The 26,629-nt window shown below is 61.5% G+C and carries 26 protein-coding genes; 14 read left to right on the top strand and 12 right to left on the bottom strand.

The genetic code is table 11. The features are described from left to right. Positions 1-2: 2 nt before the first annotated feature. The 6 genes from H045_RS06590 to H045_RS06615 form a co-directional block, all read right to left on the bottom strand. Positions 3-4,145, bottom strand: coding sequence for a CheR family methyltransferase (locus H045_RS06590; RefSeq protein ID WP_015371798.1), 4,143 nt, complete (start codon positions 4,143-4,145; stop codon positions 3-5). 165 nt (positions 4,146-4,310) lie between these two features. Continuing rightward, on the bottom strand, positions 4,311-6,650 hold the full coding sequence (locus H045_RS06595) for an FdhF/YdeP family oxidoreductase (protein ID WP_015371799.1): 2,340 nt from the start codon (positions 6,648-6,650) through the stop codon (positions 4,311-4,313). Between the two features lie 62 nt (positions 6,651-6,712). Continuing rightward, a complete protein-coding gene (locus H045_RS06600) occupies positions 6,713-6,958 on the bottom strand; it encodes a hypothetical protein (protein WP_003235668.1) in 246 nt (81 codons plus the stop codon). Next, positions 6,955-7,212 (bottom strand): DUF6555 family protein, encoded by a 258-nt coding sequence (locus H045_RS06605; protein WP_003235666.1) that lies wholly within the window; start codon positions 7,210-7,212, stop codon positions 6,955-6,957. The genes H045_RS06600 and H045_RS06605 overlap by 4 nt, the downstream gene beginning before the upstream one ends. A 66-nt stretch (positions 7,213-7,278) precedes the next feature. Beyond that, positions 7,279-7,560 (bottom strand): hypothetical protein, encoded by a 282-nt coding sequence (locus tag H045_RS06610; protein ID WP_015371800.1) that lies wholly within the window; start codon positions 7,558-7,560, stop codon positions 7,279-7,281. A 93-nt stretch (positions 7,561-7,653) separates the two neighbouring features. Then, positions 7,654-8,418, bottom strand: coding sequence for an OBAP family protein (locus tag H045_RS06615; RefSeq protein WP_015371801.1), 765 nt, complete (start codon positions 8,416-8,418; stop codon positions 7,654-7,656). A gap of 173 nt (positions 8,419-8,591) precedes the next feature. Between H045_RS06615 and H045_RS06620 the strand changes: the two genes are divergently transcribed. The 3 genes from H045_RS06620 (at position 8,592) to H045_RS06630 (ending at position 10,122) form a co-directional block, all read left to right on the top strand. Continuing rightward, a complete protein-coding gene (locus H045_RS06620) occupies positions 8,592-9,092 on the top strand; it encodes a CinA family protein (RefSeq protein ID WP_015371802.1) in 501 nt (166 codons plus the stop codon). 74 nt (positions 9,093-9,166) lie between these two features. Continuing rightward, complete coding sequence (locus tag H045_RS06625; RefSeq protein ID WP_015371803.1) at positions 9,167-9,871, top strand: glycosyltransferase family 2 protein; 705 nt, start codon at positions 9,167-9,169, stop codon at positions 9,869-9,871. A 2-nt stretch (positions 9,872-9,873) separates the two neighbouring features. Next, the gene (locus H045_RS06630) at positions 9,874-10,122 is read left to right on the top strand and encodes a hypothetical protein (RefSeq protein ID WP_003235658.1); all 249 of its coding nucleotides are present in this window, start codon (positions 9,874-9,876) and stop codon (positions 10,120-10,122) included. Between the two features lie 6 nt (positions 10,123-10,128). Here the strand turns inward: H045_RS06630 and H045_RS06635 are convergent, their stop codons facing one another. After that, positions 10,129-10,383 carry a hypothetical protein gene (locus H045_RS06635; protein ID WP_015371804.1) on the bottom strand — a complete coding sequence of 85 codons (255 nt, stop codon included), beginning with the start codon at positions 10,381-10,383 and terminating at the stop codon, positions 10,129-10,131. Between the two features lie 172 nt (positions 10,384-10,555). Between H045_RS06635 and H045_RS25195 the strand changes: the two genes are divergently transcribed. From H045_RS25195 to H045_RS06680, 10 genes are all read left to right on the top strand, one after another. Further along, a complete protein-coding gene (locus H045_RS25195) occupies positions 10,556-10,705 on the top strand; it encodes a hypothetical protein (protein ID WP_015371805.1) in 150 nt (49 codons plus the stop codon). Positions 10,706-10,883: 178 nt separating this feature from the next. After that, the gene (locus H045_RS06640) at positions 10,884-11,162 is read left to right on the top strand and encodes a hypothetical protein (RefSeq protein WP_015371806.1); all 279 of its coding nucleotides are present in this window, start codon (positions 10,884-10,886) and stop codon (positions 11,160-11,162) included. Beyond that, positions 11,149-11,880 carry an ATPase gene (locus H045_RS06645; protein ID WP_015371807.1) on the top strand — a complete coding sequence of 244 codons (732 nt, stop codon included), beginning with the start codon at positions 11,149-11,151 and terminating at the stop codon, positions 11,878-11,880. Before H045_RS06640 ends, H045_RS06645 begins: the two co-directional genes overlap by 14 nt. A 113-nt stretch (positions 11,881-11,993) precedes the next feature. After that, positions 11,994-12,881 carry an amidohydrolase family protein gene (locus tag H045_RS06650; protein WP_015371808.1) on the top strand — a complete coding sequence of 296 codons (888 nt, stop codon included), beginning with the start codon at positions 11,994-11,996 and terminating at the stop codon, positions 12,879-12,881. A 32-nt stretch (positions 12,882-12,913) separates the two neighbouring features. Further along, positions 12,914-13,882, top strand: a complete 969-nt coding sequence (locus H045_RS06655) for an alpha/beta hydrolase family protein (RefSeq protein ID WP_003235650.1) — start codon at positions 12,914-12,916, stop codon at positions 13,880-13,882. 299 nt (positions 13,883-14,181) lie between these two features. Further along, the gene (locus tag H045_RS06660; protein ID WP_015371809.1) at positions 14,182-15,111 is read left to right on the top strand and encodes a GlxA family transcriptional regulator; all 930 of its coding nucleotides are present in this window, start codon (positions 14,182-14,184) and stop codon (positions 15,109-15,111) included. A 208-nt stretch (positions 15,112-15,319) separates the two neighbouring features. After that, positions 15,320-16,009 carry an ABC transporter permease gene (locus H045_RS06665; protein WP_003235646.1) on the top strand — a complete coding sequence of 230 codons (690 nt, stop codon included), beginning with the start codon at positions 15,320-15,322 and terminating at the stop codon, positions 16,007-16,009. Then, complete coding sequence (locus H045_RS06670; RefSeq protein ID WP_015371810.1) at positions 16,006-16,974, top strand: ABC transporter ATP-binding protein; 969 nt, start codon at positions 16,006-16,008, stop codon at positions 16,972-16,974. Before H045_RS06665 ends, H045_RS06670 begins: the two co-directional genes overlap by 4 nt. Before the next feature lie 2 nt (positions 16,975-16,976). Continuing rightward, on the top strand, positions 16,977-17,645 hold the full coding sequence (locus H045_RS06675; protein ID WP_003235642.1) for an ABC transporter permease: 669 nt from the start codon (positions 16,977-16,979) through the stop codon (positions 17,643-17,645). A gap of 36 nt (positions 17,646-17,681) precedes the next feature. Next, positions 17,682-18,572 (top strand): glycine betaine ABC transporter substrate-binding protein, encoded by an 891-nt coding sequence (locus tag H045_RS06680; protein WP_015371811.1) that lies wholly within the window; start codon positions 17,682-17,684, stop codon positions 18,570-18,572. Positions 18,573-18,845: 273 nt separating this feature from the next. Here the strand turns inward: H045_RS06680 and H045_RS06685 are convergent, their stop codons facing one another. Next, positions 18,846-19,730, bottom strand: coding sequence for a LysR substrate-binding domain-containing protein (locus H045_RS06685; protein ID WP_015371812.1), 885 nt, complete (start codon positions 19,728-19,730; stop codon positions 18,846-18,848). Positions 19,731-19,878: 148 nt separating this feature from the next. Between H045_RS06685 and ydiJ the strand changes: the two genes are divergently transcribed. Next, entirely contained in the window at positions 19,879-22,941 is a 3,063-nt protein-coding gene (gene ydiJ, locus H045_RS06690) for a D-2-hydroxyglutarate dehydrogenase YdiJ (protein ID WP_015371813.1), read from the top strand. Here ydiJ and H045_RS06695 read toward each other — a convergent pair. From H045_RS06695 to H045_RS06715, 4 genes are all read right to left on the bottom strand, one after another. Next, positions 22,899-23,768: an isocitrate lyase/PEP mutase family protein gene (locus tag H045_RS06695; protein WP_015371814.1), complete on the bottom strand. Its 870-nt coding sequence runs from the start codon at positions 23,766-23,768 to the stop codon at positions 22,899-22,901. The two genes, ydiJ and H045_RS06695, sit on opposite strands and share 43 nt — an antisense overlap. 128 nt (positions 23,769-23,896) lie before the next feature. Next, positions 23,897-24,208 (bottom strand): hypothetical protein, encoded by a 312-nt coding sequence (locus H045_RS06700; RefSeq protein WP_003239158.1) that lies wholly within the window; start codon positions 24,206-24,208, stop codon positions 23,897-23,899. Between the two features lie 241 nt (positions 24,209-24,449). Next, positions 24,450-25,511 carry an ATP-binding protein gene (locus H045_RS06710; RefSeq protein WP_015371816.1) on the bottom strand — a complete coding sequence of 354 codons (1,062 nt, stop codon included), beginning with the start codon at positions 25,509-25,511 and terminating at the stop codon, positions 24,450-24,452. Further along, on the bottom strand, positions 25,508-26,236 hold the full coding sequence (locus H045_RS06715) for a response regulator (RefSeq protein ID WP_003239162.1): 729 nt from the start codon (positions 26,234-26,236) through the stop codon (positions 25,508-25,510). Before H045_RS06715 ends, H045_RS06710 begins: the two co-directional genes overlap by 4 nt. Positions 26,237-26,629: the final 393 nt, after the last annotated feature.

The raw sequence follows: 26,629 nt of genomic DNA on the forward strand, positions 1-26,629 counted from the left end.
CGCTATCGATGCGAGCGACACAGCTTTTCAATTACCTTGATCAGCGCGTCGTGGGCCACCGGTTTGCTGACATGGGTATCAAAGCCCGACTCGGCGGTTTTCTTCTGATCGTTGCCGGCACCGTAGCCGGTCAGGGCGATGGCTGGCACCCGCCGCAGATGGCCGATCGTGCGCAGCTTTTGCATCAGCTCATGGCCATTCATCTTCGGCATGCCGATGTCTGAAATGATCAGGTCGTAACGGGTGTCGCGCGCCGTTTCCAGGGCGACCAGCGGCTCACTGAACGCGCTGACCTGGGCACCTTCCATGTCCAGCAGCATGTTCAGCACTTCAAGCACTTCCTCGGAGTCATCCACCAGCAGCACCTTGATGCCGTTGAGGCGCTCGTTCTCGCTCTGGCCGGCGGCAGGGTTCGGCAGTGGCGCCTGCTCTTCGCACAGCGGCAGCATAATCGAGAAGGTGCAGCCAAGGCCCAAGCCTGGGGAGTGCACATTGACCGAACCGCCGTGGGCCTCCACCAACTGACGAACCAGAGACAAGCCAATGCCCAGACCTTCGCGCTGATGGGCCTGATGCTGGTTGTCGGCTTGCCCGAACAGATCGAAGATTTTCTCCAGGCTGTCTTCGGCGAGCCCCGCGCCGCTGTCGATCACATCCAACTGCACGCACCGGTCCGTGCGGCTGATCACCAGCTGCACCTGCCCGTCCTGCGAGGTGAACTTGAGCGCGTTGTTGACCAGGTTCCAGATCACCTGCTCGATGCGTGTAGGGTCAGCGTCGACGAACAGTGGCTCGGCCGGCGTCGGCAGTTGCAGGGTGACCTGGCAATGATGCCCGTCGGCCACGATCACCCGGTGAATATCCTCAAGCGTGCGGATCAGGTCGATCCGTTGTTTTTTCAGTTTGAGCTTGCCGGTGCGCACCCTGGCTACGTCCAGCAGGTCGTCGATGATGCGCGCCTGGCTCGATACCGCCTCGCAGATGGTGTTCACCGCCTTGATTGCCGGCGCTGCGGCCTTGGTCGCGGGGAGGCGCCGCAACAGCTCGGCGTGCAGCTGGATCAGGTTCAACGGGTGCTTGAGCTCGTGGGACATCACCGCGAAGAACTCATCCTTGAGGTGACTGCTGGTCTGGGTTTCCATCAGCCGCTGGCTCTGCTCATCCTGAGTACGCTTGTGGCCGGTCAGGTCGCGGGCAATCTTGACGTAGCCCTGCAGGCTGGCGCTCTTGAGCAGGGTGACTTCACCGCTGCAATAAAACCGGCTGCCATCCTTGCGCACATGCCAGCGCTCGTCCTCGCCGCGCCCGTGTTCGCGAGCGGCACGCAGCTCATCTTCCGGCACACCGGTGGTGCGGTCCTCCGGCGAAAAGATCAGGTCGTAATAAGCGCCGAGCACTTCATCCTTGGCGTAGCCGAAGATCAGCTCGGCACCGGTGTTCCAGTCGGTGATGGCGCCATGGTTATCCAGAATGATGATGGCAAAGTCATGAGTGCTTTCGGCCACCAGACGCATGCGCTCTTCGCCCATGCGCAGTTCATCCTCGGCCTGGCGTCGCTTGGTGATGTCGATAAACGTCAGCACCGTGCCGTCGATGTGATCCTCGCTGGAGCGGTAGGGCAGCAACCGCGCGATGTACCAGCGCTGGTCGTTACTGCTGACCTCCCGCTCGATCAGGCTGAGGGACTCAAATACCGTCGTGGCGTCCTCGGTGATCTGCGGGTAGTCGAGGCGGTGCGTGATATCCATCAGCGAGCGTCCGGTGTCCACCGGCAGCATGCTGAAAATATCGGTGGCGCGCGGGGTGAACCAGCGGATGCGCATGTTGCGGTCGACAAACACCGTGGCAATGTCGGTGGAGGCAATCAGGTTGGTCAGGTAGTCGTTGACCTTGTCGGTTTCCTCGACCTTGGTCTTGAGTTCGTAATTGACCGTCAACAATTCTTCATTGATCGATTGCAGCTCTTCCTTGCTGGTTTCCAGCTCCTCGGTGGCTGACCGCAGTTCCTCGTTGACCGCCTGCATCTCCTCGTTGGAGGCCTTGAGTTCCTCACTGGAGACTTCCGCCTGTTCGATGGTGTCCTGCAGGTGCAGCTTGGTGCGTTGCAGCTCTCGCTCCAGGTTGCTCAGGATGGCATGCTCGGCCTGGTTCACAGCGCTTGCGTCGGCGTACTGCGGGTCGGCGGCGGTTTCCTGGAAAATCACCAGCACGTAGTCGCTTTCGGTGGCGTCGTCGCGATAGGGCTGGGCGGTGATGTCCACCAGGAAGCGGCCGTTGTCGCGCTGGATCTGCACCTTGCGCGAGGTCACGGCGGTATTCGATTGCTGGACCTGGAACACGGTGGTGCGGATGTCCAGGCGCAGGTCGGGATGCACCAGTGCCAGCAGGTTATGGGTGACATTACCGGCCACGTAGCGCAGGAAACGTCCCGCGCCTTCGCTGATGTGCAGGATATCGCCCTGTATATCCACAATGACGCTGGGCGGGGCGGCTTTTTCGAGGGCACGCAGGTGAATATCCGCGAACGAAATCTTGTTCGGCGCCTTGCTTTCACTCACCGCTTGCGGGGTGCTCGGGCGCAGGAAGCCGCTGCGCGGCATGGTGGGCGCGCGGCGCGCTGCGGAGGAACCGGCGCGCACACGGAAGATGCGGTTGCGCTTGTCCACCGGTACAAACAGGTCCAGGCAGCCGTCAGCCGATTCGGATGAGCCCAAAAACAGATAACCGCCGGGGCGCAGGGCGAAGTGGAACATTTGCAGGATGTCGCGCTGCACCTCGCGGTCGAGGTAGATCAGCAGGTTGCGGCATACGATCAGGTCTATCTGGGAAAACGGCGGGTCGGTGAGCAGGCTGTGCTTGGCGAACAGCACCTTCTCGCGGATTTCCTTGCGCACCCGATAGTGCTGGTTTTTTTCCTTGGCGAAGTACTGGCGCAGGCGTGACGGCGGCACGTCAGTGATGATCGCTTCGGGGTATACACCGTTGCGGCCGTGGGTGATTGCGCGCTCATCGATATCGGTGGCGAACACCTGCATCTTGGCGCCGCTGGCATCCAGCGCCAGCTGTTCATTGACCAGCATCGCCAGGCTGTAGGCTTCCTCGCCGGTGGAGCAGCCGGCGGACCACACGCGCACTTCCTGGCGATGGGGCACACTGTCTTCCAGAGACTTGACCAGGTTGGGAATCACGTCACGCTCAAGCGCCTCGAACGCTTCGCGGTCACGAAAGAAGTTGGTGACGCCGATCAGCATGTCGCCGAGCAAGGCCTTGGTTTCTTCCGGGTGTGACTGGAGAAATGCGTAGTAGCTGGTCAGGTCCGGTTGGGCTGTGACCTGCAGGCGCCGCTCGATACGCCGCAACACGGTGGCGCGCTTGTAATGTTTGAAGTCGTGCCCGGTACTGGCACGCAGTTGCACCAGAATGTCCAGCAGCACCTGTTCCGCCACGGCGGCATCGCGCTCCGTCGCCGGCGGGACGGCAGGAATCTCAAGATCATGGATGGGCAGGGTGATCGACTGCGCGTTCTGCCACAGGTCCAACAGCTTTTGCGGCATCTCCACCACCGGCAGCACCAGGTCGACCATCTGCGTTTCGATCGCTGCCAGGGGCATGCCGTCGAACTCGGCATCTTCCGGGGTTTGCACCAGCGTGATGCCCCCTTGTTCCTTGATTCGCGAAAGCCCCACCGCGCCGTCCGAGCCGGTACCCGACAGGATCAGGCAAAACGCACGGGCTTTATGCGCGTCGGCCAGATCGCGGAAAAACAGGTCGATGGCCGTATGCGTTCCGCCTTCGCGCGCGGATGGCGAGACTCTCAGGTAGCCATCATTCATCAGCAAATGCTGGGCGGGCGAAATCACATAGACGTGATTTTTTTCGATGGGGGTGGCATCGGTGACCTGCTTGACCGGCATGCCGGTGGAGGTCTGGATGATGGTGTCCGCCACGCTTTGGTGATCGGGGGACAGGTGCAGGATCACCACGAATGCCATGCCGCTGTCCTTGGGCGTGTGCTCGAAAAACGCCTTTACCGCTTGCAGTCCGCCTGCCGACGCACCGATACCCACCACCGGGAAAGTCAGATGACTGGGGGACACATCCTTGCGTTGCGGAACGTCGGGCGACCGCGGGGAGGCAGACTTCATAAATACCAACCTTGGTTAACTGCGCACGAAAGGAACGTGTGCAGGGCACGCATTCGATCGAGGGGAAGCGTTGAACGGGAAACGAAATATAACTGAAAAGTTACCTGTAACAGAATGCCTCGAAACCCACCGGTCATTTCTGGACTGCATGTGCGGTTGAGGCACTCAGCCTGAAGAAGGTTTATCCAGACCGACGAATGGCCACGCGGAGCCTGCGCTGAGCCGTACCGGCACCGATTTGGCGGCAGGCACCTTGCTGCGTTCGGCGTGGTGCCATAGCGGCAGCAGCGGGTTGCACTCGGGGTAATACGCGGCTGCGCAGCCTTCGGGAATGTCGTAGGCGATGATCTCGAACGGGCCCACCTGGCGTGTCACCGCGGGCTCGATGGCCGTGGTCAGCATGACCTGCTGGCCCGGCGCAAAACCCAGGCGCACGATGTCGTTACCGTGCATGAAAATCACCTCGCGCGTGCCGCTCACGCCCCGAAAACGGTCATCGAATCCATAGATGGTGGTGTTGAACTGATCGTTGCTGCGCAGCGTCATCAGTTGCAGCACGTCGCGGGGAGGTTCGGCGAGGTTGACGTTATCGTCCTCGGCCAGGGTCACGGGCGTGACGAACTGCGCCTTGCCACTGGGCGTTTCCCACTGGCGCTGCGCGGCGGCAATCGGGCGATGGAAGCCGCCTGGCTCGGCCATGCGGGTTTCCATGTGGTGGAAAATCTTCGGGTAGATCGTGCCGATGGCCGTCCTGACCCTGGAGTAGTCATCGCTCCAGGCCTGCCAATCGATGGTGCAGCTGTCGGAGAGGGTGGCCATGGCCAGCCCGGCGACGATGCTGGCTTCGGCGCGCACGTGCGGGCCGACCGGTTCCGCGCTACCGCGCCAGCCGTGGATGCAGCCGGTGCTGTCCTCGGTGGTGTACATCTGCGGCACGCCATTCTGCCGATCGATTTCGATGCGGCCCAGGCAGGGCAACAGCCACATGGCGCGTGCGGGCAGCAGGTGAGTGCGGTTGAGCTTGGTTGCCACCTGCACGTTCAACTGCAGATTTTGCCAGGCCGGCTCCATGCGTGAGGTGTCAGGAACCGCGCGCAGGAAATTACCGCCCAGGCCGATGAAGCCGCGTACGCGGCCGTCGAGAATGCCCTCACAGGCATCCACGGTGCACAGGCCCATGTGCGGCGGCACCGTGAAGCCGAAGTGCTGTTGGATCAGGTCCGCCGGCACTTTCTTCGGATCTTCGGTAATGCCCACGGTACGCTGGCCCTGCACATTGGAATGGCCGCGTACCGGGCAGATCCCCGCGCCCGGCTTGCCAATATTGCCGCGCATCAGCAGCAGGTTGACCAGCATCTGCACGTTCGCCACGCCCTGGCGATGCTGGGTAATGCCCATGCCATACACCAGCATCACGCGCTGGCTGCGCGCATACACGGTGGCGGCGGCTTCCAGCGCACTGCGGCTCAGTCCGCTCTGGCGTTCCAGTTGCGTCCAGTCGCAGCCGCGTACGTAAGTGGTGAACGCTTCGAAGCCGTCGGTGTGGCTGGCGATAAAGTCGTAGTCCAGCACCGCGGGCGTGCCATGCTCGGTGGCCTGGTCATCCAGGTCCAGCAATGCCTTGGCGATGCCGGTGATGGCGGCGGTATCGCCACCAATGGCGACCTGGTGGTATTGAGTGCTGATCAGCGTCGACTCGGGCGTGAGCATCTCCTTGGGCGACTGCGGGTTGACGAAGCGCTCCAGCCCGCGTTCGCGCAAGGGGTTGAAGGTGATGATCGGCACGTCGCGTCGACGCACTTCCTGCAATTGGTGGAGCATGCGCGGGCTGTTGCTGCCCACATTCTGGCCGAAGAAAAACAGGCAATCGGTGTGTTCGAAGTCGTCCAGGGTCACGGTGCCGACCGGCACGCCAATGCTTTCCTGCAGGCCCACCGAGGTACTTTCGTGGCACATGTTGGAGCTGTCGGGCAGGTTGTTGCTGCCATAAGCGCGGGCGAACAGCTGGTACATGAACGAGGTTTCCAGCGACGCGCGCCCCGAGGCGTAAAAGACCACACTGTCCGGGTCCATGGCGTTGAGCTGTGCACCGATGTCGCGGTAGGCCTCTGCCCAGGAGGTTTCACGGTAGCGGTCCGTGACGGGGTCGTAGCGCATCGGGTGGGTCAGACGACCCTGTTGTTCCAGCGCATAGTCCGACCATTCGCGCAGCTCGCTGAGACTATGCTCGGCGAAAAAGGCCGGGTCGGTTTTGAGTGAGGTGAGTTCCCAGGCGGTCGCCTTGGCGCCGTTCTCGCAAAATTCCAGCGCATGGGGTCGGCCGGGTTTGGCCCAGGCGCAACTCACGCAGGCAAAGCCATCCGGCTTGTTCTGTTTGAGCAGGGCCGCTGGCGCTTTGCCTAGCGCCTGTTCGCGCCACAGGATGCGCATCACCGACTGTGCTGAACCCCATCCGCCACTGGCGTGGGTGTAGGGCTGGAAATGGCTTTTGGGGTAGATAAGCATCCGTCACTCCCAGGCATCGGTTGGAACCGATCAAGGTTCCCGTTCAGCGCAAGACTCGCGCTTTATTTACGCATCGCACGCTGAATGCGCATCCACTCGCGATACGCCGCAGTGCGCTGCGTATCGGCGAGCTTCTTCGCTTCGGTAAAGCGCGTCCAGGTCACGGGATCGCCGCTGTAGGACTCGATCAGTTGATACGCCAGGGCGTCCAGTCGATCAGCCTCGAAGAACATGGCGGTATTGCGGGCGATCTCGTCATCCCAGGTATGGCTGGGGTCGGTGCTGTAATCGAATGTGCGACTGTTCATGATGTAACGCTCTCCGCCCACTTTATCTCTGTCGCGCTGCTCCACTGCACATCGGTAATGCCGTATTTCTCGGCCATGGGTCTGGAGACACGCTTGAGGTTCTGTTGCCCGAATTTGGGGATCACTGCCACGCCGGCATCGCAGCTCGCCCAATGCCAGGCTTCGGCATTGTTCATCTGGGGTGCACGCACGATGAAGGACTTGGGTTCACCGTGCAGCTGGTAGTGAATAGTGAATAAATCGTTGCGTTTCATGAGACCTCCCTATGCTCATGAGTAACAGATAATTGACGTCAAAAAAGATTCAAAAAAGTTGAGGCTTCAATCGTCGACGGTAAACCTGACAAAGCCTGGCCCCTCACTTGGCCGTTCAACTTCAACCGTCACGCCGCTGACTGAAGTGCCATCGGGCAGATTCACGGTGACGTAGTTGGGGTGACCGGGCCATTGCAGCGGTGTCTGGAAATTCAGGCTCACGATGGTTGGTTTACCGCTGCTGGTCATCTTGATATCCACCGATTCATTCAAGACTTCCTCGGGCTCTGTACCGAGGTGGCGGCGAGCGGTGATCACACTGGCAGGACCTTGATAGTCGTAAGACATGCGGAGTTACCTCAGGTGATGGGGGACAAACTTGCAGTGCGGTAGAGCCCTGGGCGTAAACGATCGTTCAATGCAAATGAACGAGCGGCGCTGTCAGTGCCGATGGGGCGTTGCCGTGGGATCGCCGATCTGGATGATCTCGCCCTGCTGCCACGCATCCGCACCGGGGGCAACCGCTGGCGCGGGAATGTCGGCCCGTGCGGCTTTCTTTTTGTTGCTGTCGATTCCCAGCCGCTGATCGCGTTCGGCGACCATGCGCGGGTCGGCCTGGCCATCGGCGGTGAAGCCCATCATCAGTTGGGGCACGCCCAGGGGCAGCCGCTTGTCGAGGTCGGTGTGCCAGGTATGCCAGGTCTTGCCATAGGTGTGCACCAGCTTCTCCATCAGCGCGTGCTCGGCCACCTCGGGAATACCGGGCGCCACCAGCTGTCCCGACTTCACCTCGTGCACATGGCTGTGCCACAGCGCTTTTTCCGCGGGCGGCAGTGCGTTGAACAGCTGCTCGCTGATGATGTATTCCACGCCCATCAGCTTTGCCTCCTTGCGATTGCCGTCATAGATCACGCACTGGATCACCTCTTCGTTGAGGATGGCGCAGTAGTGGTGCGCTTCCATCTGTACATCGGGGTGGCCGTTGTAGAAGTGGAAGCCATCCAGGTAGGCGTTCAGCGCATCTATCGGCGGGCGTGACTGGAGCAACGCGGCGCCGGTGTCGAGTGCCCGTGTGCTCGCGGCCTTGGTCTTGCCGGGCGCCTCGACATTGGAGGGCGAGTCATTGCCGGCGCAGGCGCCTAGCAGGGCGAAGGCGGTTGCCAGGGACAATGCCTTGGCCGTGCGGTGGGGGGCGGTGTCAGTCATCAGAGAATCCTTCCTGTGGGGGGGGCAGGCTGGAGCGTCAACGCCGTCTTCAGCCCTTCGAAGTTTTGAAAACCTGAGGGCGTGCGCGTTCAAAATCTCTTTGGTATTGAAAAAGCTCGGGGCTCGTCATAAGAATCGAGTGGAAAACAACGCATGCGCAGGGAGTCCTCATCATGTCGGTTGCCGCTTCAACCCTTGATTACCTTAAGCACCATCAACTGAAAATCACCACGGCCGAGTCTTGCACGGCCGGCAAGATCATCACCTTGCTCTCGCAGGTCGACGGCGGCGGTGCATGCATCGAAAGCGGTTACGTGGTGTATTCGCCGCATGCCAAACAGCGTTTGCTGAACGTGCGCGCCTATACGATAGAGACCTTCAATCTCACCAGTTGCGAGGTTGCACGAGAGATGGTCCACGGCGCGCTGCACGATAGCCCGGCCAATGTGGCGGTCGCCACCACCGGGCTGCTGGGTCCGGACGCCCTCGACGGCATACCGCCGGGCACCGTCTGTTTTGCCTGGGCCTTTCGTATCGGGCAGGTTGTCAGCGTGTTCAGTCGCAAGGAGCATTTCAGCGGGTCGCGCGAGCAGGTTCAACTGGCGGCCTCTGTCCACGCCTTGCAATGGTTGCCGCATTTTCACCAGCGAGCAGTGGCAGGGGAGCGTGGCTAAAGGATGGCCCAGATACTTTAAACCTTCTGCGCGTGCGCAGTGTCGATTGCTCAGGACACGTCGGAGGGAATGTAATGATAGGGATCGTGATACCTGCCCATAACGAAGAGCGCTACATCGGCGAATGCCTCGACTCCGTGTTGCGCGCCACTGAACACCCGGCCCTCAAGGGTCAAACGCTGGAGGTGCTGGTGGTGCTGGACGACTGTTCGGATGGCACGCCGGCGTTGGTGTCGGCCACGCAGGTACAGCGGCTGGACGTGTGCTTTCGCAATGTCGGCCAGGCCAGGGCCACAGGTGCTGAACAGCTATTGAAGCGCGGCGCTCGCTGGCTGGCCTTCACGGATGCCGACACAGTGGTGCCACCAGACTGGCTGGCGCGGCAGATCGGATTTGGTGCCGACGCGGTGTGCGGCACCGTCGACGTGGATGGCTGGAGTGAACACGACGACGCCGTGCGTTCGCGGTATCTGTCGCTGTACCAGTTCATTGAAAACCATCGGCATATCCATGGCGCCAACATGGGCCTGAGCGCTGAGGCCTATCGCACCGCTGGCGGCTTTCAGCATTTGGCGGCTCACGAGGATGTGCGGTTGGTGGCAGACTTGGAAAGGACCGGTGCGCGCATCGTCTGGACCGCCACCAATCCGGTGATCACCAGTGCGCGCCGCGACTACAAGTGTCGCGGCGGGTTCGGCGAATACCTGGCCACGCTGGTGCCCGGCCGTCTTGGCGTAGACGCGTGCCTGGGGGCGGGCGCTGCGCTCGGCGTCGAGTAACCGTGGACCTGGTTGACTGGGTGCAATGGCCCGCCATGGCCGTGACCGTGCTCTCGGCATGGTTCATCGGTTCGCAGCGCCCGCGTCGGCGCATGCTCGCGTTTTGGGGGTTCATCCTCAGCAATACGTTATGGGTGGCCTGGGGCTGGCACACCAATGCCTACGGTTTGATCGTGCTCGAGTGCGTTCTACTGGGCATGAATGCGCGGGGCTTCACAAAGAATCTGCGCGCGCAGCGCAATGCCGGATGATCGCGCTCAGCGATTTCGCACGTTCTTTTTGAAACCGCGCAGGTTCATCAGACACAGGCATACCTGTAGCACGATCAGCGCATACGCATGGGCATGGACGCCCCAGATGACCCACAGAATATTGCTCAGTATGAAACAGAAAAACCCCGCCATCCGCCTCGCCGGGCGCTGAGACCCGATCAGCCAGGCCGCCAGTACCGTGACAGCCATGGCAGGCCATTGCACCCAATCCACATCACTCAAGCCGACATCCTCAATCATCACTTCGTTTAAAACACAGAGGGTCGCCTGGGTGAATGATTCAGATTTTTTCCTAGCCCTCGCCTTAACCGCTTGTCAGCCAGGCAGACGATTTGTTGAACAGGCGCGGGGGTGTTCGAGCCACATACAACAAGGGCTGCCGGCCCGACTTTTAATCCGCCTGGAGATAATCATGAAAAAGCTTTCGATGTGCCTGGGCCTTTGCAGTGTGTTCATGCTGCAGGGGTGCTTCGACAATGCCGACAACAACACCAAAGGCAATACCGATGGGAGCAAGTCGTCGGTGCAGATGCAGGAGGGGAAGGGGGAGGGGGGCAAGTGATTGAGAACTGGCTCAACCATGGCGCGCCGCCTGAAGAGCCTAATGGTCTGAGGACACAGGTCATGACATGTTTCGGGTGGCACGCGCTGAAATGCCGAGGCACGATGCGCGGGTCTTTTGTAAACGCAGCCTCAGGGCTATGATCCGATGAACATGAGCAAAAATCAGGAGCGCTTCAATGAAAAGTGCAGATAAGCAAGTTTCAGACCGCGAGATCGACGCCTTGGAACTATTAGTGCCTGCCCAGGCGCGCAAGGCCACGCTGTCTGCTTATTTTCGTGCATTATCGGTGAGCCAGCGCGGCGTGCTGTGCATGGATGAAGGTAGTCTGGTGCGTGTTTCGCAGGACGGCAGTAAAACACTGGTTGCTCAAGGGAAGCCTCGTCGCAAGGTCAAGACTGGAGAGGTCATTACCGTGCGTCGAGTTGAAGAGCAAACGGTAGGTGGGCGTGCCTAGGCTGCGTATTTTTGCGGGACCCAACGGGTCCGGTAAAAGCACAATCAAGGGTGAGTTGGATCCGGCGTTAACCAAGTTGTATGTCAATGCGGATGAATTGGAAAAAGAGGCCAGGGCAACTGGCTTTATTGATTTATCGGTTTTTGATATCGCGACCACATTGGATGAGTTGCTCAGGTTTCATGCCGAACACCATCTACTCATTAATAAGAGCCTGACTGATCATGTCAGTAAGCTTGGTTTGCAAGGCGCCCGGATTGATTATCGAGCTATTCTGGTCGACTCCTATTTTGCGTCCGTGATTTCTGACTTCATTCGTCAGCGCTTGTTGGAAAAAAGGGCGAGCTTTACGTTTGAAACGGTGATGTCACATCCCGGCAAAGTTGAGTTCATGCAATTGGCCCAAGCGCGGGGCTACCGCACCTATCTTTATTTCGTATCGACAGAAAACCCCGCAATCAATATAGATCGAGTGGAAATTCGCGTTAAAGAGGGTGGGCATCCCGTCGAGCCTGAAAAGGTTCGCGAGCGATACTACAAGTCGCTCGACCTATTGCCTGGAGCAATTGCTGCAAGTGATCGTGCCTTCATTTTTGACAACTCCGCAGATCGCTCGGTCTTGCTTGCAGAAATTACATCCGGTGTTCAGCTTCAATATCACACGGAAGATGTTGCTGATTGGTTCTTTGAGGCTTACGCCGACAAGGTGGGTGGGTGACGGGGAGCGGGCTCCCTTGCATGGCGAGAATCTGATACGCCCCGTCGAATTGCCGGGAGCGGCCAGGCCTCTGCGACGATTATTGTTCCCGCACCTTTGCAGGAACGATCACCATGCAGCCGCCCCCGAGCATCGTCAGTCGCTACGATAACCACGTTCACTTCTACACGTCAGCCGACCTTCGGCGAGTGTCGGGCCCGCTGCCCTACAGCTTGCCGACACCGCATCCGCTGACGGCGTACCTGGACAGGCTGATCGATGTCGGGATGCTCCCCGCCGTCATCAACCATGTTCACCTGAGCATCCTGCCGGACTCGCACAATGTGTTCGCCTCTTTCGACGAGTTGAAGGTGCTTCAGGCCGCCAACCCCCGGCGGTATGGCGGCGTCAGGCTGGTCGGCACGATCAAGGCGCACCCGGTCTACGCCACTCACGAACGCCTTGCCCATCCGCAGGTCATCGGCGCGCGTATCGTGCTGCACGATGCGCCGCCTGAAAGCGTGCACGGGACGCGTTTTTGCACCGCGCAGTGGTTGGCCTTCTACGCTCGGCTGCTGCCGCACCAGCACGTGCATATTTATGCAAAAGAAGCCGCGACCACGCTGCGCGTGCTGCGTCAGGTGCCGGAATCCGTGCGGGTCATCATCGATCACCTGGGTAGTTGCCACGGTGAACGCGGTGCGACGGAGCCTGCCTATCTTGCGCTGCTCGCTGAAGCGCAACGGCGCGGCACCGTGTGGTTCAAGGGGCCGGGCTATCGCACCGCGGTCGACCCGCACACGGTTGCCCAATTCGTCACGCAGATTGTGCGGACCCTCGGTGCCGACAGGCTGCTGCTGCAAGCCAGCGATGCGCCGCATGTGGGGGTCGACCACCAGGGTGTGCCGTATGCCCGCGAGTTTGATGTGACCCGTGCCTTTGAGTTTGTCGACGCTGTTGCGCGGCATGTGTGTGAGGCGACTCGCCTGCCGGTCAGCCAGTTGCTGCGAGGCGCTTGCTGATCCTTCCTTTGTACCGTCCGGGATATCCATTGATGACCAGTATCCGTAGCAAAGAAATCACCTTCGCCGTCCACTACGGCGATGCAACGCTAAACCTCAAGGGCTGGCTGTTCGAGCCCGATCTGCCTGCTTGCGACCGACTGCCACCAATCGTCTTCAACTCAGGCTTCACCGGCGGCGTCAGCATGTATGGCCAACTGTTCGGGCGTGCGCTGGCGGCGCGGGGTTATCGCGTGATGACCTATGACGTGGCGGGTTTCTTTTCCAATAAATACGTACGCAACACGCTCAAGGCCGGGGGGATCGAAATCACCCAGGTGATCCTCGAAGACCAGCGGGACGAAGTCCTCGGCGCCGTCGCCTGGGTACGCGAGACTCTGGGTGAAATGCCGGTGGTGGCGTCCTGGGCGCTGGGGGCTGTGGCAAGCCTTGGCGCCATGGCTCAATTGGCGGCAGCGGGGGGCGAGCAGATCCGCTTCTGGGTGCCGATGAGCTATACCGGCACCCGTCAATTGCAAGCCTTGCGTACCGACAGTCAGGCGGCCGATGCAGCGATCCACCAGTTGCCGGATGACGCACCGATTCCGCCGTTCGATATCGGCACCGAATCGACCCGTCTGGGCTTTTACCCACTGGATCCCCAGACCCAAGCCTATGTAGATCAGCAGTTGGGCGGCTATACCGAGGCGGGTGGCGCTGATCGCTGGCCGGGTTGCAGCCATGTAACGGCGAAGTCCTACAAAGCCTGCGTCGCCTATGACCCGGAGCACGGTATCGAAGGCGCAACAGGCTTTGCGCCTGCATTGATTATCCACGGCGCCGACAATACTCTGCACAGGCCGTCCGAATCCGAGCGCCTGTATCGGCACTACCCCGGTGACGCCGGCGAAGGCGCGCTGATTATCCCGCTGATGCAACACGGCCAGCAGAACCAGGCGAACAATCCGCTGTTCCGGGCCATGATCCACAGCATCGATGAAGCGATTCGTGCGCGCGGCTGAACAGGCCGTCAGCCGTTGAGGACTTGCTGAGCATCAACCCTGTGGCAAGCCCTAATGCCGTTCAGTTAAGCGCAGATTCCCTGTGGCGAGCAGGCTTGTCCTGCGTTGGGCTGCGCAGCAGCCCCAACACCAGGCGCTGAGCCGTATCAGGTACACCGCGTTTTGCTGGAAGGGGGGCGCTTCGCACCCCAACCCTGTGGCAAGCCCGCTCGCCACAGGGCTGTTTCAATCACGTTTCCCTGGGTGGCCGCCCATTCGAGAATCCTGCGATGACGACTCCCAGGCACATTGGTTTGCTCATGCTTCCCCAGTTCTCAATGATGGCGCTCGCTGGCGCCAGCGAGCCGCTGCGGGCGGCGAATCGGCTTAGCGGCACGCGCTTGTATGAGTGGACGCTGCTGAGCGAAACCGGAGGGCCGGTATGCTCCAGCAGCGGCTTCGAGCTGCAGACGGTGGCGATCGAGCACGCCCCCGCGCTGGACCGCGTGTTCGTGCTGGCCAGCCTGGACATCGAGACACAGAAACCGCCGAAGATGCTGCGCTATCTGCAACGCGCGGCGGCCCGAGGCACGACGGTAGGCGCTTTGAGCACGGGCACCTTCATTCTTGCTCGCGCCGGGTTGCTCGATGGAAAACGCTGCACCTTGCACTGGGAATGCATCGGCCAGTTTGCCGAAGAGTTCCCCTTGATCGAAGTGACGCGCGATCTCTACGTCAACCATGACAACCGCTGGACCTGCGCCGGTGGCACGGCGGCCATCGACCTGATGCTGGCGCAGATAGCGCTGGATTTCGGCAACCCACTGGCGGCTAGTGTCGCCGAGCAATTCCTGCATGCCCGTATCAGGGCGCCGGAAGAACATCAGCGCATGTCGATCCAATGGCGTTTCGGGGTTCATGACCGGCGCCTAACGGCGGCGATTGCCACCATGGAAAACAACCTCGAGCACCTGGTTGGCATCGACGTGATCGCCGAGCGCTGCAACCTGTCCCATCGTCAGTTGGAGCGCCTGTGGCAACAGCACTTCGGTAAAACCCCGAAAAAATTCTACCTGGAACTGCGGCTTAACGAAGCGCGCCGCCTGCTGCGTGAAAGCGCCCAGCCTATCGCCCATATCGCCCACCGTTGCGGCTTCGTTTCAGCCTCGCATCTGGGCGACGTCTACCGGCGCACCTGGGGCTGCACGCCCGGCGAAGAGCGGCGGAAATTTGATGAAACCCATTCCTGATGTCAGGACGTGACCCTGCAGCGCTAATCTTTTGCCACCGCTTCGTATCGACGCTGGCGCACTTGGAAACGTCGATTTTTTGATAGAACTCGTCGGGCATACGGCGCAGTTGCCGTGCGCCGGCGCGGTAAGGTTCATGCAGGTTCAGCGCGCTGTCTGGCGCTGCTCCCGACCACAACAACAATGACCTGAAGAAGGCCAAGCAACCATGGAAACCCTGCGCTTCATTCTGGACAACCACGGCCTGATCAGCCTGCTGCTGGGTCAGCACCTGTTCATCGTCGCGCTTGCCGTCGGGCTGGCGATCCTCACCGGCGTGCCCATTGGCATCGCGATCTCCCAGCACGCCGGATTGCGTCGCTGGGTGCTCGCCTTCGCCGCCGTGCTGATGACCATTCCTTCGGCCGCGTTGTTCGGGCTGATGATTCCCGTGCTGTCCGTGGTGGGCTACGGAATCGGCGTGGTGCCGGCGGTCATTGCGCTGTTCCTGTATTCGCAGTTGCCGATCATCCGCAACACCAGCACCGCGATTTCCAACATCGACCCCGCCTTGCGCGAAGCGGCCATCGGCATGGGCATGTCCACCTGGCAGCGACTGCGCAAGGTCGAGCTGCCGCTGGCGGTGCCGCTGATCATGGCGGGCGTCAGGATGGCCACGGTGATCAATATCGGCATTGCCGCCATTGCAGCCTACATCGGCGCCGGCGGCTTGGGCAGCCTGATCATTCGCGGCATCACGCAAACCGATACCCGGCAATTGCTGGCCGGTGCCCTGGTCATCAGCGTGATCGCCATCGCGGCCGACTATGCGCTGTACGCCCTGCAGCGGCTGCTGACACCCCGCGGCCTGAACACCAGCACGCTGATAGCCCGCCGACTTGAAGAGGCAACGACATGATCCAGATTGAGCACCTGAGCAAGACCTTTGGCGCCATCACTGCGGTAGAAGACGTCTCGTTGAGCGTCGCCGAGGGGCAGATCTGCATCCTGCTCGGCCCCTCGGGCTGCGGTAAAACCACCACCTTGAAAATGATCAACCGGCTGATTGCGCCGACCTCCGGCACCATCAGGATTGCCGGACGCGATACCGCCGAACTGGACAGCGTCACCCTCAAACGCTCCATCGGCTACGTGATTCAACAAGTCGGCCTGTTCCCCAACATGACCGTCGAGGACAACATCTGCGTGGTGCCCAATCTGCTGGGATGGGACAAGACCAAAAGCCGCAAGCGCGCCGCGGAGCTGCTGGAAGTGGTGGCGCTGGACCCGGCGATGTTTCTCCAACGCTACCCCTGTGAACTCTCGGGCGGCCAGCAGCAGCGGGTCGGCGTGGCCCGTGCGCTGGCGGCGGACCCACCGGTGATGTTGATGGACGAGCCGTTCGGCGCCATCGATCCAATCAATCGCGAGGTGATCCAGGACGAATTCATGCGTATCCAGCGTCAGGTCGGCAAGACCGTGCTGTTTGTCAGCCACGACATCGACGAGGCGATGAAGATGGCCGACTGTGTCGCGTTGTTCCACGATGGCCGCATCGAGCAGTTCGGCACACCCGACGACCTGCTGGCACAGCCTGCCAGCGAGTTCGTGGCCAGCTTCATGGGCGGTGACCGCGTCATGAAGCGCTTGCGCCTGATGCGCTCGGTGGACGTGGCAAGCCAGGTACCGCCTCGGCAGGGCGGTTCCCCCGCGCAACTGGTGGTCAAGCCTGGGGATGATCTGCGTCAGGTGCTTTCGCAACTGCTGGGGTGCGGTCAGGACTGGGCGCTGTGCAATGACAGCGAGGGACGTTTTGTCGGCTACGTGCACCAGGCCGATATCCTCGCGCGATTGGCAGACCACACGACGCCGAGGGTGCACTGACGATGCCTGAGTTCATCAGCCGACTGAGCGTCGGGCTCGAGCGCTATTGGGGCGATATCAGCTACCTGAGCGTTCAGCACCTGCAAATCGTCGCCATCAGCGCGGTCCTGGCCTTGCTGGTGGCGCTGCCCCTGGGCGTTTGGATGAGCCGCGCGGCGAGCCAGCGCCATGCCATGGCGTGCATGCAGTTTCTCAATGTGGGGCAAGCCATTCCCAAGCTTGCCTTGCTGGCGCTGGCCATGAGTTTTGTCGGCGTGGGCAGTGGCGCGGCCATCTTCGCCTTGTGGGTGGCAACCCTGCTGCCAGTGGCGGTAAACACCTGCGAAGGTTTGCGCGCGGTGCCCCGGCACTTGATCGAAGCGGCCGAGGCCATGGGCATGACGCCTGCGCAAGTGCTATGGAAGGTCGAAATACCGAATGCGATGAACGTGATCTTTGCCGGCATTCGCACGGCGCTGGCCATCAACGTGGGGACCGCGCCGCTGGCCTTCCTGGTTGGCGGGGGCGGGCTGGGTGAGCTGATTTTTACCGGTATCGACCTGAACGATTTCGACATGATGCTGGCCGGTGCCGTGTCCACCGCACTGCTGGCCATCGCGGTCGACCTGGCGTGCGGTCTGGTCCAGAACCTCAGCGTTTCTCGGGGGTTACGTTTGGCCGGGCGCGTTTGAAACCTGTCGGCACACAACACTTAAACGAGGTGCGGGATGATATATCGAGCGTTGGTCAGTCTGATGTTTGCGCTGTGCCTGGCAGGCGGTGTGTTTGCCAGCGACACTATCGTCGTCGGCGGCAAGAAATTCACCGAGCAACAATTGGTGGCCGAACTCACCACCCAGTTGTTGCGCGCCAACGGCTACCGGGTGGATAAACGCCCGGACCTCGGTTCTTCGATCCTGCGTGCGGCGCAGGAGAACGGCCAGGTCGATGTGTACTGGGAATACACCGGCACTGCCCTGATTGTTCACAACAAGATCAACGAAAAGCTGGATGCCGAAGCGGCTTACAACAAGGTCAGCGCCCTTGACGCGCAGAAGGGCATTACCTGGCTGAATCCGTCCGGCGCCAACAACACCTACGCACTAGCCATGCGCAAGGAGCAGGCGGACAAGGACGGCATTGCCTCGATCAGCGACCTGGCCAGGAACATCGGTGACGGCAAGGCCTACACATTTGCCTCCAATGCCGAATTTTTCTCGCGTTCTGACGGGCTGCGCCCGTTGCAGCAAGCCTACGGGTTCGAGTTCGGGCGTAAAAACGTGATTCGAATGGACGGCGGCCTGACGTACCAGGCCCTGCGCGACAACCAGGCGAACGTCGCGCTCGTGATGTCGACTGACGGACGCATGTCCGCGTTCGGGTTTATTGCCCTGAAGGACGACAAGGGATTCTTTCCCAGTTACGCACTCACCCCCGTCATCCGCACCGAGGTACTGAAGGCCAACCCGAAGGTTGGCCAGTTACTCAACGCGCTGTCGTCCACGCTGGATGACGCCACCATCGCTGCGCTCAATGCCCGTATTGAAGTGGGCCGTGAATCCATCGAAAACGTATCCCGGGAATTCCTGCAGCAACGCCAATTGCTCCAGATAAACTGACTTGGCGCTGTCCGGAAGCAACCCCAGCTTCTGTGTGGCAAGCGGACTTGTCGTGGTTGAGCGGGTTTCCGTGGCGAGCGGGCTTGCCCCGCGTTGGGGTGCTAAGCGCCCCCAATCCAGCAAAACGCGGTGTACCTGATACGGCTCAGCGCTTGGTTTTGGGGCTGCTACGCAGCCCAACGCAGGACAAGCCTGCTCGCCACAGGGAATCTGCGCTTAACTGAACGGCATTGGGGCAAGCCCGCTCGCCACAGAGGTCCTTCCCGGCCTCACTCACAGCTGCTCCAACAACCAGGTGCGAAAAGCAATCAACGAAGGCAGCCTTTCATTGCGCGGTGGATAAGCCAGGTAATAACTGCGCTGACTGGCGAACGGCTGCCCCAGGCTGATCAGTTCGCCATTTGCCAGTTCGTCGCTCACCAGAATGCGCGGCACCAGGCCGATGCCGATACCTGCGCGCACGGCCTGGATCAAGTGCGAGGTCAGCTCAAAGCTCGGCCCCAGGCGCATCAGGCGATGGGGCAAACCGTGGTGACTGAACCACTCGCCCCACACGGTGGCATTGTTCGCCACATTCAACAGCGTCTGCTGCGCCAGGTGCTGCGCTGGCCAGTCTTGATGGGCCAGGGCGGCTTCAGGCGACATGATCACCAGCAGTTCCTCCATGTGCAGGCGATGGCTGATCAGCCCCGGCAGATCGGCACTGCCCACGACGATGGCGGCGTCGATACCGCCGGTTTCGAAGTCTATGGCGTCGATCCGCGAATGGATGTGCACCAGCATGCCGGGATGGCTTTTGTAAAAATCATGCAGGCGCGGCAACAGCCACTTTGAGCCAAAGGTCGGCAAGGTGGCCAGGCGCAGAGTGCCGCTGCCCGACTGGTAGGCCAGGGCCTGCAACGTGGCGGCGCGGATCAGCCCGAGCGCGTGGCTCATTTCGCGCTGATACAGCCTGCCCACATCGGTCAGCTGCACTTGCCGGCCTTCGCGGCGAAACAGCGTCAGGCCCAATTGCTGTTCCAGCGCCTGAACCTGCCGACTCACCGCGCTTTGGGTCAGGGACAGCTCCACGGCCGCGCGGGTATAGCTTTCATGCCGCGCAGCGGCTTCAAACGCCAGCAGCAGCGACATCGAAGGGGTGAGGTGACGGTAATTCATTCGTAAAAGTCATCGATAGCGGCAGGATTATACGTTTGTAGCACGCCCTAACCTGCAGGATCATGGGCCAAACCAATGACCTGAGGCTGACCTATTAATGCCCAGGCGACAAGTATTTCGACTTTCCGTGAATTGAGACCTGCCCGCGATGATCGCCCCGTTGCCCACCTCTGCACCTGCGCCACAGTACCCGGAGTTTCTGCAGGCCTTGCAGATCAGCGGCTTTCGCGGCCAGCTCAGCGCCGACTACGCCACCCGCACCGTCTTGGCCACCGATAACTCGATCTATCAGCGCCTGCCCCAGGCGGCGGTATTCCCCCTGGATGCCGACGATATAGCACGCATCGCCACCCTGATGGCCGAACCGCGCTTTCGCCAGATCAAACTGACCCCGCGTGGCGGTGGCACTGGCACCAACGGCCAGTCGCTGACCGACGGCATCGTGGTCGATCTGTCGCGCCACATGAACGCGATCCTTGAGATCAATGTGGCCGAGCGCTGGGTACGGGTGCAGGCGGGCGTGGTCAAGGACCAGCTCAATGCCGCGTTGAAACCCCACGGGCTGTTCTTCGCCCCGGAGCTGTCCACCTCCAATCGCGCCACCGTGGGCGGCATGATCAACACCGACGCCAGCGGCCAGGGCAGTTGCACCTACGGCAAGACCCGTGACCATGTCCTTGAACTGCACAGCGTGTTGCTCGGCGGCGAGCACCTGCACAGCCGGCCGCTTTCCGACGGCGAGCTTGAGGCGGCGTGTGCGCAGAGCGGGCGCATTGGTGAGGTGTACCGTACTGCGCGGCAGATCCACGACACCCAGTCGGAGCTGATCGCCTCGGTGTTTCCCAAGCTCAATCGCTGCCTCACCGGTTACGATCTGGCGCACCTGCGTGACGAGCAGGGGCGTTTCAACCTGAACAGCGTGCTGTGCGGCGCGGAAGGCTCGCTTGGCTACGTGGTCGAAGCCCGGCTCAATGTGCTGCCGATTCCGCGCTATTCGGTGCTGGTCAATGTGCGCTACGCCAGCTTCATGGACGCACTGCGCGACGCCAACGCCTTGCTTGCGCATGCGCCGCTGTCCATCGAAACCGTGGACTCCAAAGTGTTGCTGCTGGCGATGAAAGACATTGTCTGGCACAGCGTCGCCGAATACTTCCCCACCGATGCGGCGCGCCCGACGCTGGGCATCAACCTGGTGGAATTCAGCGGCGACGATGTGGCGCAGGTCAACGCACGGGTGGCGGCCTTTGTGGCGCACTTGCAGAGTGACACCACCCTTGAGCGGCTGGGCCACACCCTGGCCCAGGGCGCCGAAGCGGTGACCCGCGTCTATGCCATGCGCAAACGTTCGGTGGGACTGCTGGGTAACGTCGACGGTGAGATTCGTCCGCAGCCCTTTGTCGAAGACACCGCCGTGCCGCCGGAGCGTCTGGCCGATTACATCACCGAGTTTCGGGCCCTGCTCGACAGCTTTGGTCTGGCCTACGGCATGTTCGGCCATGTCGATGCCGGGGTGCTGCACGTACGCCCGGCGCTGGACATGAAAGACCCGGCCCAGGCCGCCCTGGTCAAACCGATCTCCGACGCCGTGGCCGCTCTGACCCAGCGTTACGGCGGATTGTTGTGGGGCGAGCACGGCAAGGGCTTGCGCTCTGAATACGTGCCCGCTTTTTTCGGCGAGCTGTACCCGGCCTTGCAAGCGCTCAAGGGCGCCTTTGACCCGCACAACCAGCTCAACCCCGGCAAGATCTGCACGCCACCGAATGCCGCCCAGGGGTTGCTCAAGGTCGACGAGGTGACACTGCGCGGCGACCTTGACCGGCATATCGACGAACGCGTGTGGCAGAGCTTCGGCACTGCCATGCATTGCAACGGCAATGGCGCCTGCTACAACTACGATCCCGACGACGCCATGTGCCCCTCGTGGAAAGCCACCCGCGAGCGTCAGCATTCGCCCAAGGGCAGGGCGTCGTTGATCCGCGAGTGGTTGCGCCTGCAGGGCGCGGCCAATATCGACGTTCTGGCCGTCGCCCGCGGCCGGCTGGCCTGGTTGGGCGGGTTACCCGCGCGGCTGCGCAACAACCTGGCGCGCTCGCGCGGTGAGGCGGACTTTTCCCATGAGGTGTATGACGCCATGGCGGGCTGCCTGGCGTGTAAATCCTGCGCGGGCCAGTGCCCGATCAAGGTCAATGTGCCGGAGTTTCGCTCGCGGTTCCTTGAGTTGTATCACGGTCGCTATCAACGTCCGCTGCGCGACTACTTGATCGGTTCGCTGGAGTTCACCATTCCCTACCTGGCTTACGCGCCGGGCCTGTACAACGCGATCATGGGTGCGGGCTGGATGAGTCGACTGCTGGCGCGCCACGTCGGCATGCTCGACAGCCCGCTGATCCACCGCCACGATTTGCAGGCCGTGCTCAACGCGTGCAAGGTCAAGGTCGCCAGCGTGCCGACCCTGCGCGAGCTGACGCCCGCGCAGCGTGAGCGCAGTGTGGTACTGGTGCAGGATGCGTTCACCCGTTACTTCGAAACGCCAGTGCTGGCGAGCTTTATCCAACTGGCTCATCAGTTGGGCTATCGGGTGTTTCTTGCACCCTACAGCGCCAACGGCAAGCCCTTGCATGTGCAGGGCTTTCTCGGCGCCTTTGCGAAAGCGGCGATCCGCAATGCCGCGCAGCTCAAGGCGCTGGCCGACTGTGGCGTGCCGCTGGTGGGCCTGGATCCGGCGATGACGCTGGTGTATCGCCAGGAGTACCGCAAGGTGCCGGGAATAGGCGAATGCCCCACGGTGCTGCTGCCTCAGGAATGGCTGCTCGATGCGCTCCCGGACCGCGCGTCCCAACGCCCGCAGACCTTCCGGCTGCTGGCGCACTGCACCGAAAAGACCAACGTGCCGGCAAGTACCGCGCAGTGGCAAGCCGTGTTTGCCCGAGTGGGCCTCACACTGCTCAGCGAGGCGAGTGGCTGCTGCGGCATGTCCGGCACCTACGGCCATGAGGCGCGCAATCAGCACACGTCGAAGACTATTTTCGAGCAGTCATGGGCCGGCAAGCTGGACCAGCCTGGTGAAGCGCTGGCCACGGGGTATTCCTGCCGCAGCCAGGTCAAGCGTCAAGCCGGCAAGCACCTGCGCCACCCGTTGGAAGTGGTGCTGGAGCATGCCTGTCAGCCTTACTCTTTGACGTCCATGAACTCTTCGGCCCACGCCATGTAACTGGCAGGCAACGTGTAGGTGTGGGTGAGTTCGGTGGCGCTGAGGTTGGAGGTGCGGTGGGTCAGTTGGCGCTGCGCGCGCAGGCTGTCGTAAGTGGCCTTGATGGCCGCAAAGTAGGCGCCATGTCCGGCCACCACCACGCGCACGCCGAGGCTGGCCAGGCGCTCTGCGTCGTTGAGCGCGGGATTGGCGTAGGTCACCAGCATCAGCGGAACGCTGAGGTTCTCGGCGATCTGCTCCAGGTGCTCGAAGTCCTTGACGCCGACCATGCAGATGCCGTCGGCACCGGCCTTTTCGTAGGCCTTGGTGCGCTTGATCACATCCTCTGTGGGCAGCACGCCGGCGTTGGTGCGCGCGATGATCGACAGCGCCGGATCGACCCGGGCTTCGAGGGCGGCCCGGACCTTGCCGATGCCTTCGTCGATGGAAATCAGGTCGGTGGATTTGCGTCCGAATTGCGCAGGCAGCAGGGTGTCTTCGATGGTCAGCGCGGCGACGCCGGCGCGTTCGAGTTCTTCGACGGTGCGCATCACGTTCAGGGCATTGCCATAACCATGGTCGGCATCAGCGATAAAGGGGAGCTGGGCGACGCGGCCGATGCGCGTGGCCTGTTCGACGAATTCGCTGAGGGTGATCAGCGCAAAATCGGGCGCCGCCAGCACCTGCAATGAGGCGACCGAGCCGCCCAGGATGCCGACCTCAAACCCCAGGTCGGCCGCAATGCGAGCGGACATCGGGTCAAACACAGAAGCTGTTTCGACGCACTGGGGTGCGGCAAGCAACTCACGAAAATTGCAGCGAAGCGCTGAGTGGGAAATTTTTGGCATGATCTTTCCTGGTTCTGGCCATCGTCTAATGCACGATCAATGCCTGTTTATAAACCAGCGAGCCTACCACGCAGATGAAATCAGCGTTATGACGTTTAAGAATGGGTCATGCGCCAGGCACATAACCCTCAGGGGCAGGCATAGCGATGCCTGGCGGTCCTGAGCAGGTCGCGCAGCTTGTCGGCTTGCAAGGACAGTGTCATTTGCCGCTCATCGATCACGATTTCGGCGACGATCAACGCAAGAATCAATGGCGCGGTCACCATCCAGTGCGCATAAAACTCAGTGATCAACGAGAAGAACACCCCAAGAATCCACAGTCCCAGGACCCATTTTGGTGCGCGCTGCTGCAAGGGCACCCACAGCCGCTGCAACTTTTTCAGGCGGGTGGTGTGCAGTCTCAGTGAATCTTCAAGCTTGGACAGATACGTGTTCGACATAAGAGTAGGCCACTGCGTACAGGACGAAGGTTGTTAAACGGTTCGGGCTTTGCCAGGCAGCGGTCTGCCCAGCCAGCTCAGATTGACCTCTTTGACGGCGACCCAGTCCCCGTTGGCGGGCTGGGCGGTACAGCGTTTGAAGGCAATACACACACCGTGGCTATCCAGTAAAGCAAAGTCCCGATAGTCGGGTGTGGAGCTGAACAGCCAGGCAAAGACGCGCATCGCGGTATCCGGTTGATCAAACGGGCCAGCTGAATTCGAACAGGGTGCCGCCGTTTTCCATGCGCCGGCAGCTCACCGCGCCGCCGTGGGCGAGGGCAATCGCACGCACCACCGCCAGGCCCAGGCCGCTGCCGCCTTGGGCCCGGGAGCGCGAGTTTTCGCCGCGCTGAAAAGCCTCGAACAGGTGCACGGCAAATTCTGCGTCGATGCCGGGGCCGTCATCGCGTACCCGCAAATAATGGATTGCGTCGCGGGTGCTCAGGTGGATGTTGACGTTCCCCGGCGTGGCGTGGCGGCGGATATTGTCCAACAGGGCGAGCAAAGCCTGGCGGATCCGCCCGGGATCGCAGCGCATCAAACGCCGTTGCAGGTCCAGGTGCAGCACAAAACCGGCGGCCGTGAGGCTCGGTTCGAACAGCCGCACATCGTCTTCAATCCCGGTGGCCAGGTCGGCGTTCTGCAGATGCAGTTCCAGGTAGCCGCTGTCGGCCAGCCCGACCACCCGCAAGTCTTCGATCAGCCGCGTCAGCCCTTCGACCTGGCCCAGCAGGCTGTAGAATTGTGCGTTGTCCGGCTCGAACACCCCTTCGGCCAAGCCTTGCAGGCGACCGCGCAGGATGGTCAGGGGCGTGCGCAGCTCATGGGCAATCGCCGCATTCCAGAACGCCTGCTCCTGGGCCATGCGTTTAAGGCGCTGGGCCATGCTGTTGAAGTCATCCACCAGTATCGCTGCCTCTGCGATGGGCTGCTCGCCGGCCAGGGCTTGCGCTTCCAGGTCCCCGTCGGCCAGTTTGCGCAGGTTCTCGGCGACCGAGTTCAAGGGCATCAGGATCCGCCGCGACAACTTCAACGCCACCACCGCGCCCACGGCCAGGCTCACCAGCGTGATCAGCCCCATCCAGGCCCACTCGATATTGGACGGCATCCAGGTGTTGGCGTCTTCTTCGGACGGTGGCCAATAGGCCCACAACAGCGAATAGAACACGTAGGAGCCGACCACGGCGAGGGCGATGACGTACAGCACCACAGCCGACATCGACACAATGATCTGGCGGCTCAAGCCGTTGAGGATTTTCACGTCACACTCCCAAACCGGTAGCCCACGCCGCGGATACTTTCGGGCACACCTTGCAGGCCGAGGTCTTCGATCTTGCGGCGCAGCTTGCTGATATGGCTGTCCACCGTGCGCTCCAGGCTGTCGCTTTCCGGCGAGCACAGCGCCAGCAGTTCGGCGCGGCTGAACACGCGCTTGGGCGCCTTGGCCAGTTGCGCGAGCAATTTGAATTCGGTCGCGGTCAGCGGCAGCGTCAATGCCTCGCCTGCCGTGCGCACGGTGACTTCGTGGCTTTCAATATCGATCTCGAACGCATCCACACGCAGCACGCTGCTGGCCGACACGTATTTATAGTCGCTGGTGCGGCGCAGCACGGCCTGAGTACGCGCCACCACTTCGGCCGGGTTGAACGGTTTGACGATGTAGTCGTCGGCGCCGATGCGCAGGCCCATCAGTTTGTCCAGGTCCTGATCCTGTGCGGTCAGCATGATCACGGGCGTGTTGCCGCGATGGCGGACTTCGGCCAGCACCTTCCAGCCGTCCACGTGAGGCATCAGCACATCGAGCAGCAGCAGGTCCGGCTTGAGCGTCTGGTGCAGCTCCAGCGCACGTCGGCCGTCGAGCGCGTGGGCGGTGCGAAACCCGGCGCGTTTGAGGTAGGCGATGAGGATGTCGGCGATTTCCGGTTCGTCCTCGGCGATCAGTACCAGCGCCTGGGTTTCCCGGTGGGTGTTGGGCAGGTCGTTCATGTTGAGCTCGGTGTGGTTGCCGTGAGGGCGGGGAGATTGTGCGCAATTACCATGCGCTTTTGTGGGAGGGTTTGTGGAGAAATGATGGAGAGGGGGGATATTGCCAAAAAATGTTGGGGATGGGGGGCATATCCATTGCTGCGGTGGCGGCTGAGAGGGGGGCCGCCCCTTGCGGCGACCCACGGAAATGCCGTTCAGTTAAGGAAATGTGTGGGCTTATTGTGGCGAGCGGGCTTGCCCCGCGTTGGGGTGCGAAGCGCCCCCCAATCCAGCAAAACGCGGTGTACCTGATACGGCTCAGCGCCTGGTATTGGGGCTGCTGCGCAGCCCAACGCAGGACAAGCCTGCTCGCCACAGGGAATCTGCGCTTAACTGAACGGCATTAGGGCTTGC

The organism is Pseudomonas poae RE*1-1-14 (assembly GCF_000336465.1).
Lineage (GTDB): Bacteria > Pseudomonadota > Gammaproteobacteria > Pseudomonadales > Pseudomonadaceae > Aquipseudomonas > Aquipseudomonas poae.

What these genes read in the sequence shown, in the direction of transcription:
- H045_RS06590 (WP_015371798.1), bottom strand. Translation starts at nt 4,145, where the DNA reads ATGAAGTCTGCCTCCCCGCGGTCGCCCGACGTTCCGCAACGCAAGGAT.
- H045_RS06595 (WP_015371799.1), bottom strand. Translation starts at nt 6,650, where the DNA reads ATGCTTATCTACCCCAAAAGCCATTTCCAGCCCTACACCCACGCCAGT.
- H045_RS06600 (WP_003235668.1), bottom strand. Translation starts at nt 6,958, where the DNA reads ATGAACAGTCGCACATTCGATTACAGCACCGACCCCAGCCATACCTGG.
- H045_RS06605 (WP_003235666.1), bottom strand. Translation starts at nt 7,212, where the DNA reads ATGAAACGCAACGATTTATTCACTATTCACTACCAGCTGCACGGTGAA.
- H045_RS06610 (WP_015371800.1), bottom strand. Translation starts at nt 7,560, where the DNA reads ATGTCTTACGACTATCAAGGTCCTGCCAGTGTGATCACCGCTCGCCGC.
- H045_RS06615 (WP_015371801.1), bottom strand. Translation starts at nt 8,418, where the DNA reads ATGACTGACACCGCCCCCCACCGCACGGCCAAGGCATTGTCCCTGGCA.
- H045_RS06620 (WP_015371802.1), top strand. Translation starts at nt 8,592, where the DNA reads ATGTCGGTTGCCGCTTCAACCCTTGATTACCTTAAGCACCATCAACTG.
- H045_RS06625 (WP_015371803.1), top strand. Translation starts at nt 9,167, where the DNA reads ATGATAGGGATCGTGATACCTGCCCATAACGAAGAGCGCTACATCGGC.
- H045_RS06635 (WP_015371804.1), bottom strand. Translation starts at nt 10,383, where the DNA reads ATGATTGAGGATGTCGGCTTGAGTGATGTGGATTGGGTGCAATGGCCT.
- H045_RS25195 (WP_015371805.1), top strand. Translation starts at nt 10,556, where the DNA reads ATGAAAAAGCTTTCGATGTGCCTGGGCCTTTGCAGTGTGTTCATGCTG.
- H045_RS06640 (WP_015371806.1), top strand. Translation starts at nt 10,884, where the DNA reads ATGAAAAGTGCAGATAAGCAAGTTTCAGACCGCGAGATCGACGCCTTG.
- H045_RS06650 (WP_015371808.1), top strand. Translation starts at nt 11,994, where the DNA reads ATGCAGCCGCCCCCGAGCATCGTCAGTCGCTACGATAACCACGTTCAC.
- H045_RS06655 (WP_003235650.1), top strand. Translation starts at nt 12,914, where the DNA reads ATGACCAGTATCCGTAGCAAAGAAATCACCTTCGCCGTCCACTACGGC.
- H045_RS06660 (WP_015371809.1), top strand. Translation starts at nt 14,182, where the DNA reads ATGCTTCCCCAGTTCTCAATGATGGCGCTCGCTGGCGCCAGCGAGCCG.
- H045_RS06665 (WP_003235646.1), top strand. Translation starts at nt 15,320, where the DNA reads ATGGAAACCCTGCGCTTCATTCTGGACAACCACGGCCTGATCAGCCTG.
- H045_RS06670 (WP_015371810.1), top strand. Translation starts at nt 16,006, where the DNA reads ATGATCCAGATTGAGCACCTGAGCAAGACCTTTGGCGCCATCACTGCG.
- H045_RS06675 (WP_003235642.1), top strand. Translation starts at nt 16,977, where the DNA reads ATGCCTGAGTTCATCAGCCGACTGAGCGTCGGGCTCGAGCGCTATTGG.
- H045_RS06680 (WP_015371811.1), top strand. Translation starts at nt 17,682, where the DNA reads ATGATATATCGAGCGTTGGTCAGTCTGATGTTTGCGCTGTGCCTGGCA.
- H045_RS06685 (WP_015371812.1), bottom strand. Translation starts at nt 19,730, where the DNA reads ATGAATTACCGTCACCTCACCCCTTCGATGTCGCTGCTGCTGGCGTTT.
- ydiJ (WP_015371813.1), top strand. Translation starts at nt 19,879, where the DNA reads ATGATCGCCCCGTTGCCCACCTCTGCACCTGCGCCACAGTACCCGGAG.
- H045_RS06695 (WP_015371814.1), bottom strand. Translation starts at nt 23,768, where the DNA reads ATGCCAAAAATTTCCCACTCAGCGCTTCGCTGCAATTTTCGTGAGTTG.
- H045_RS06700 (WP_003239158.1), bottom strand. Translation starts at nt 24,208, where the DNA reads ATGTCGAACACGTATCTGTCCAAGCTTGAAGATTCACTGAGACTGCAC.
- H045_RS06715 (WP_003239162.1), bottom strand. Translation starts at nt 26,236, where the DNA reads ATGAACGACCTGCCCAACACCCACCGGGAAACCCAGGCGCTGGTACTG.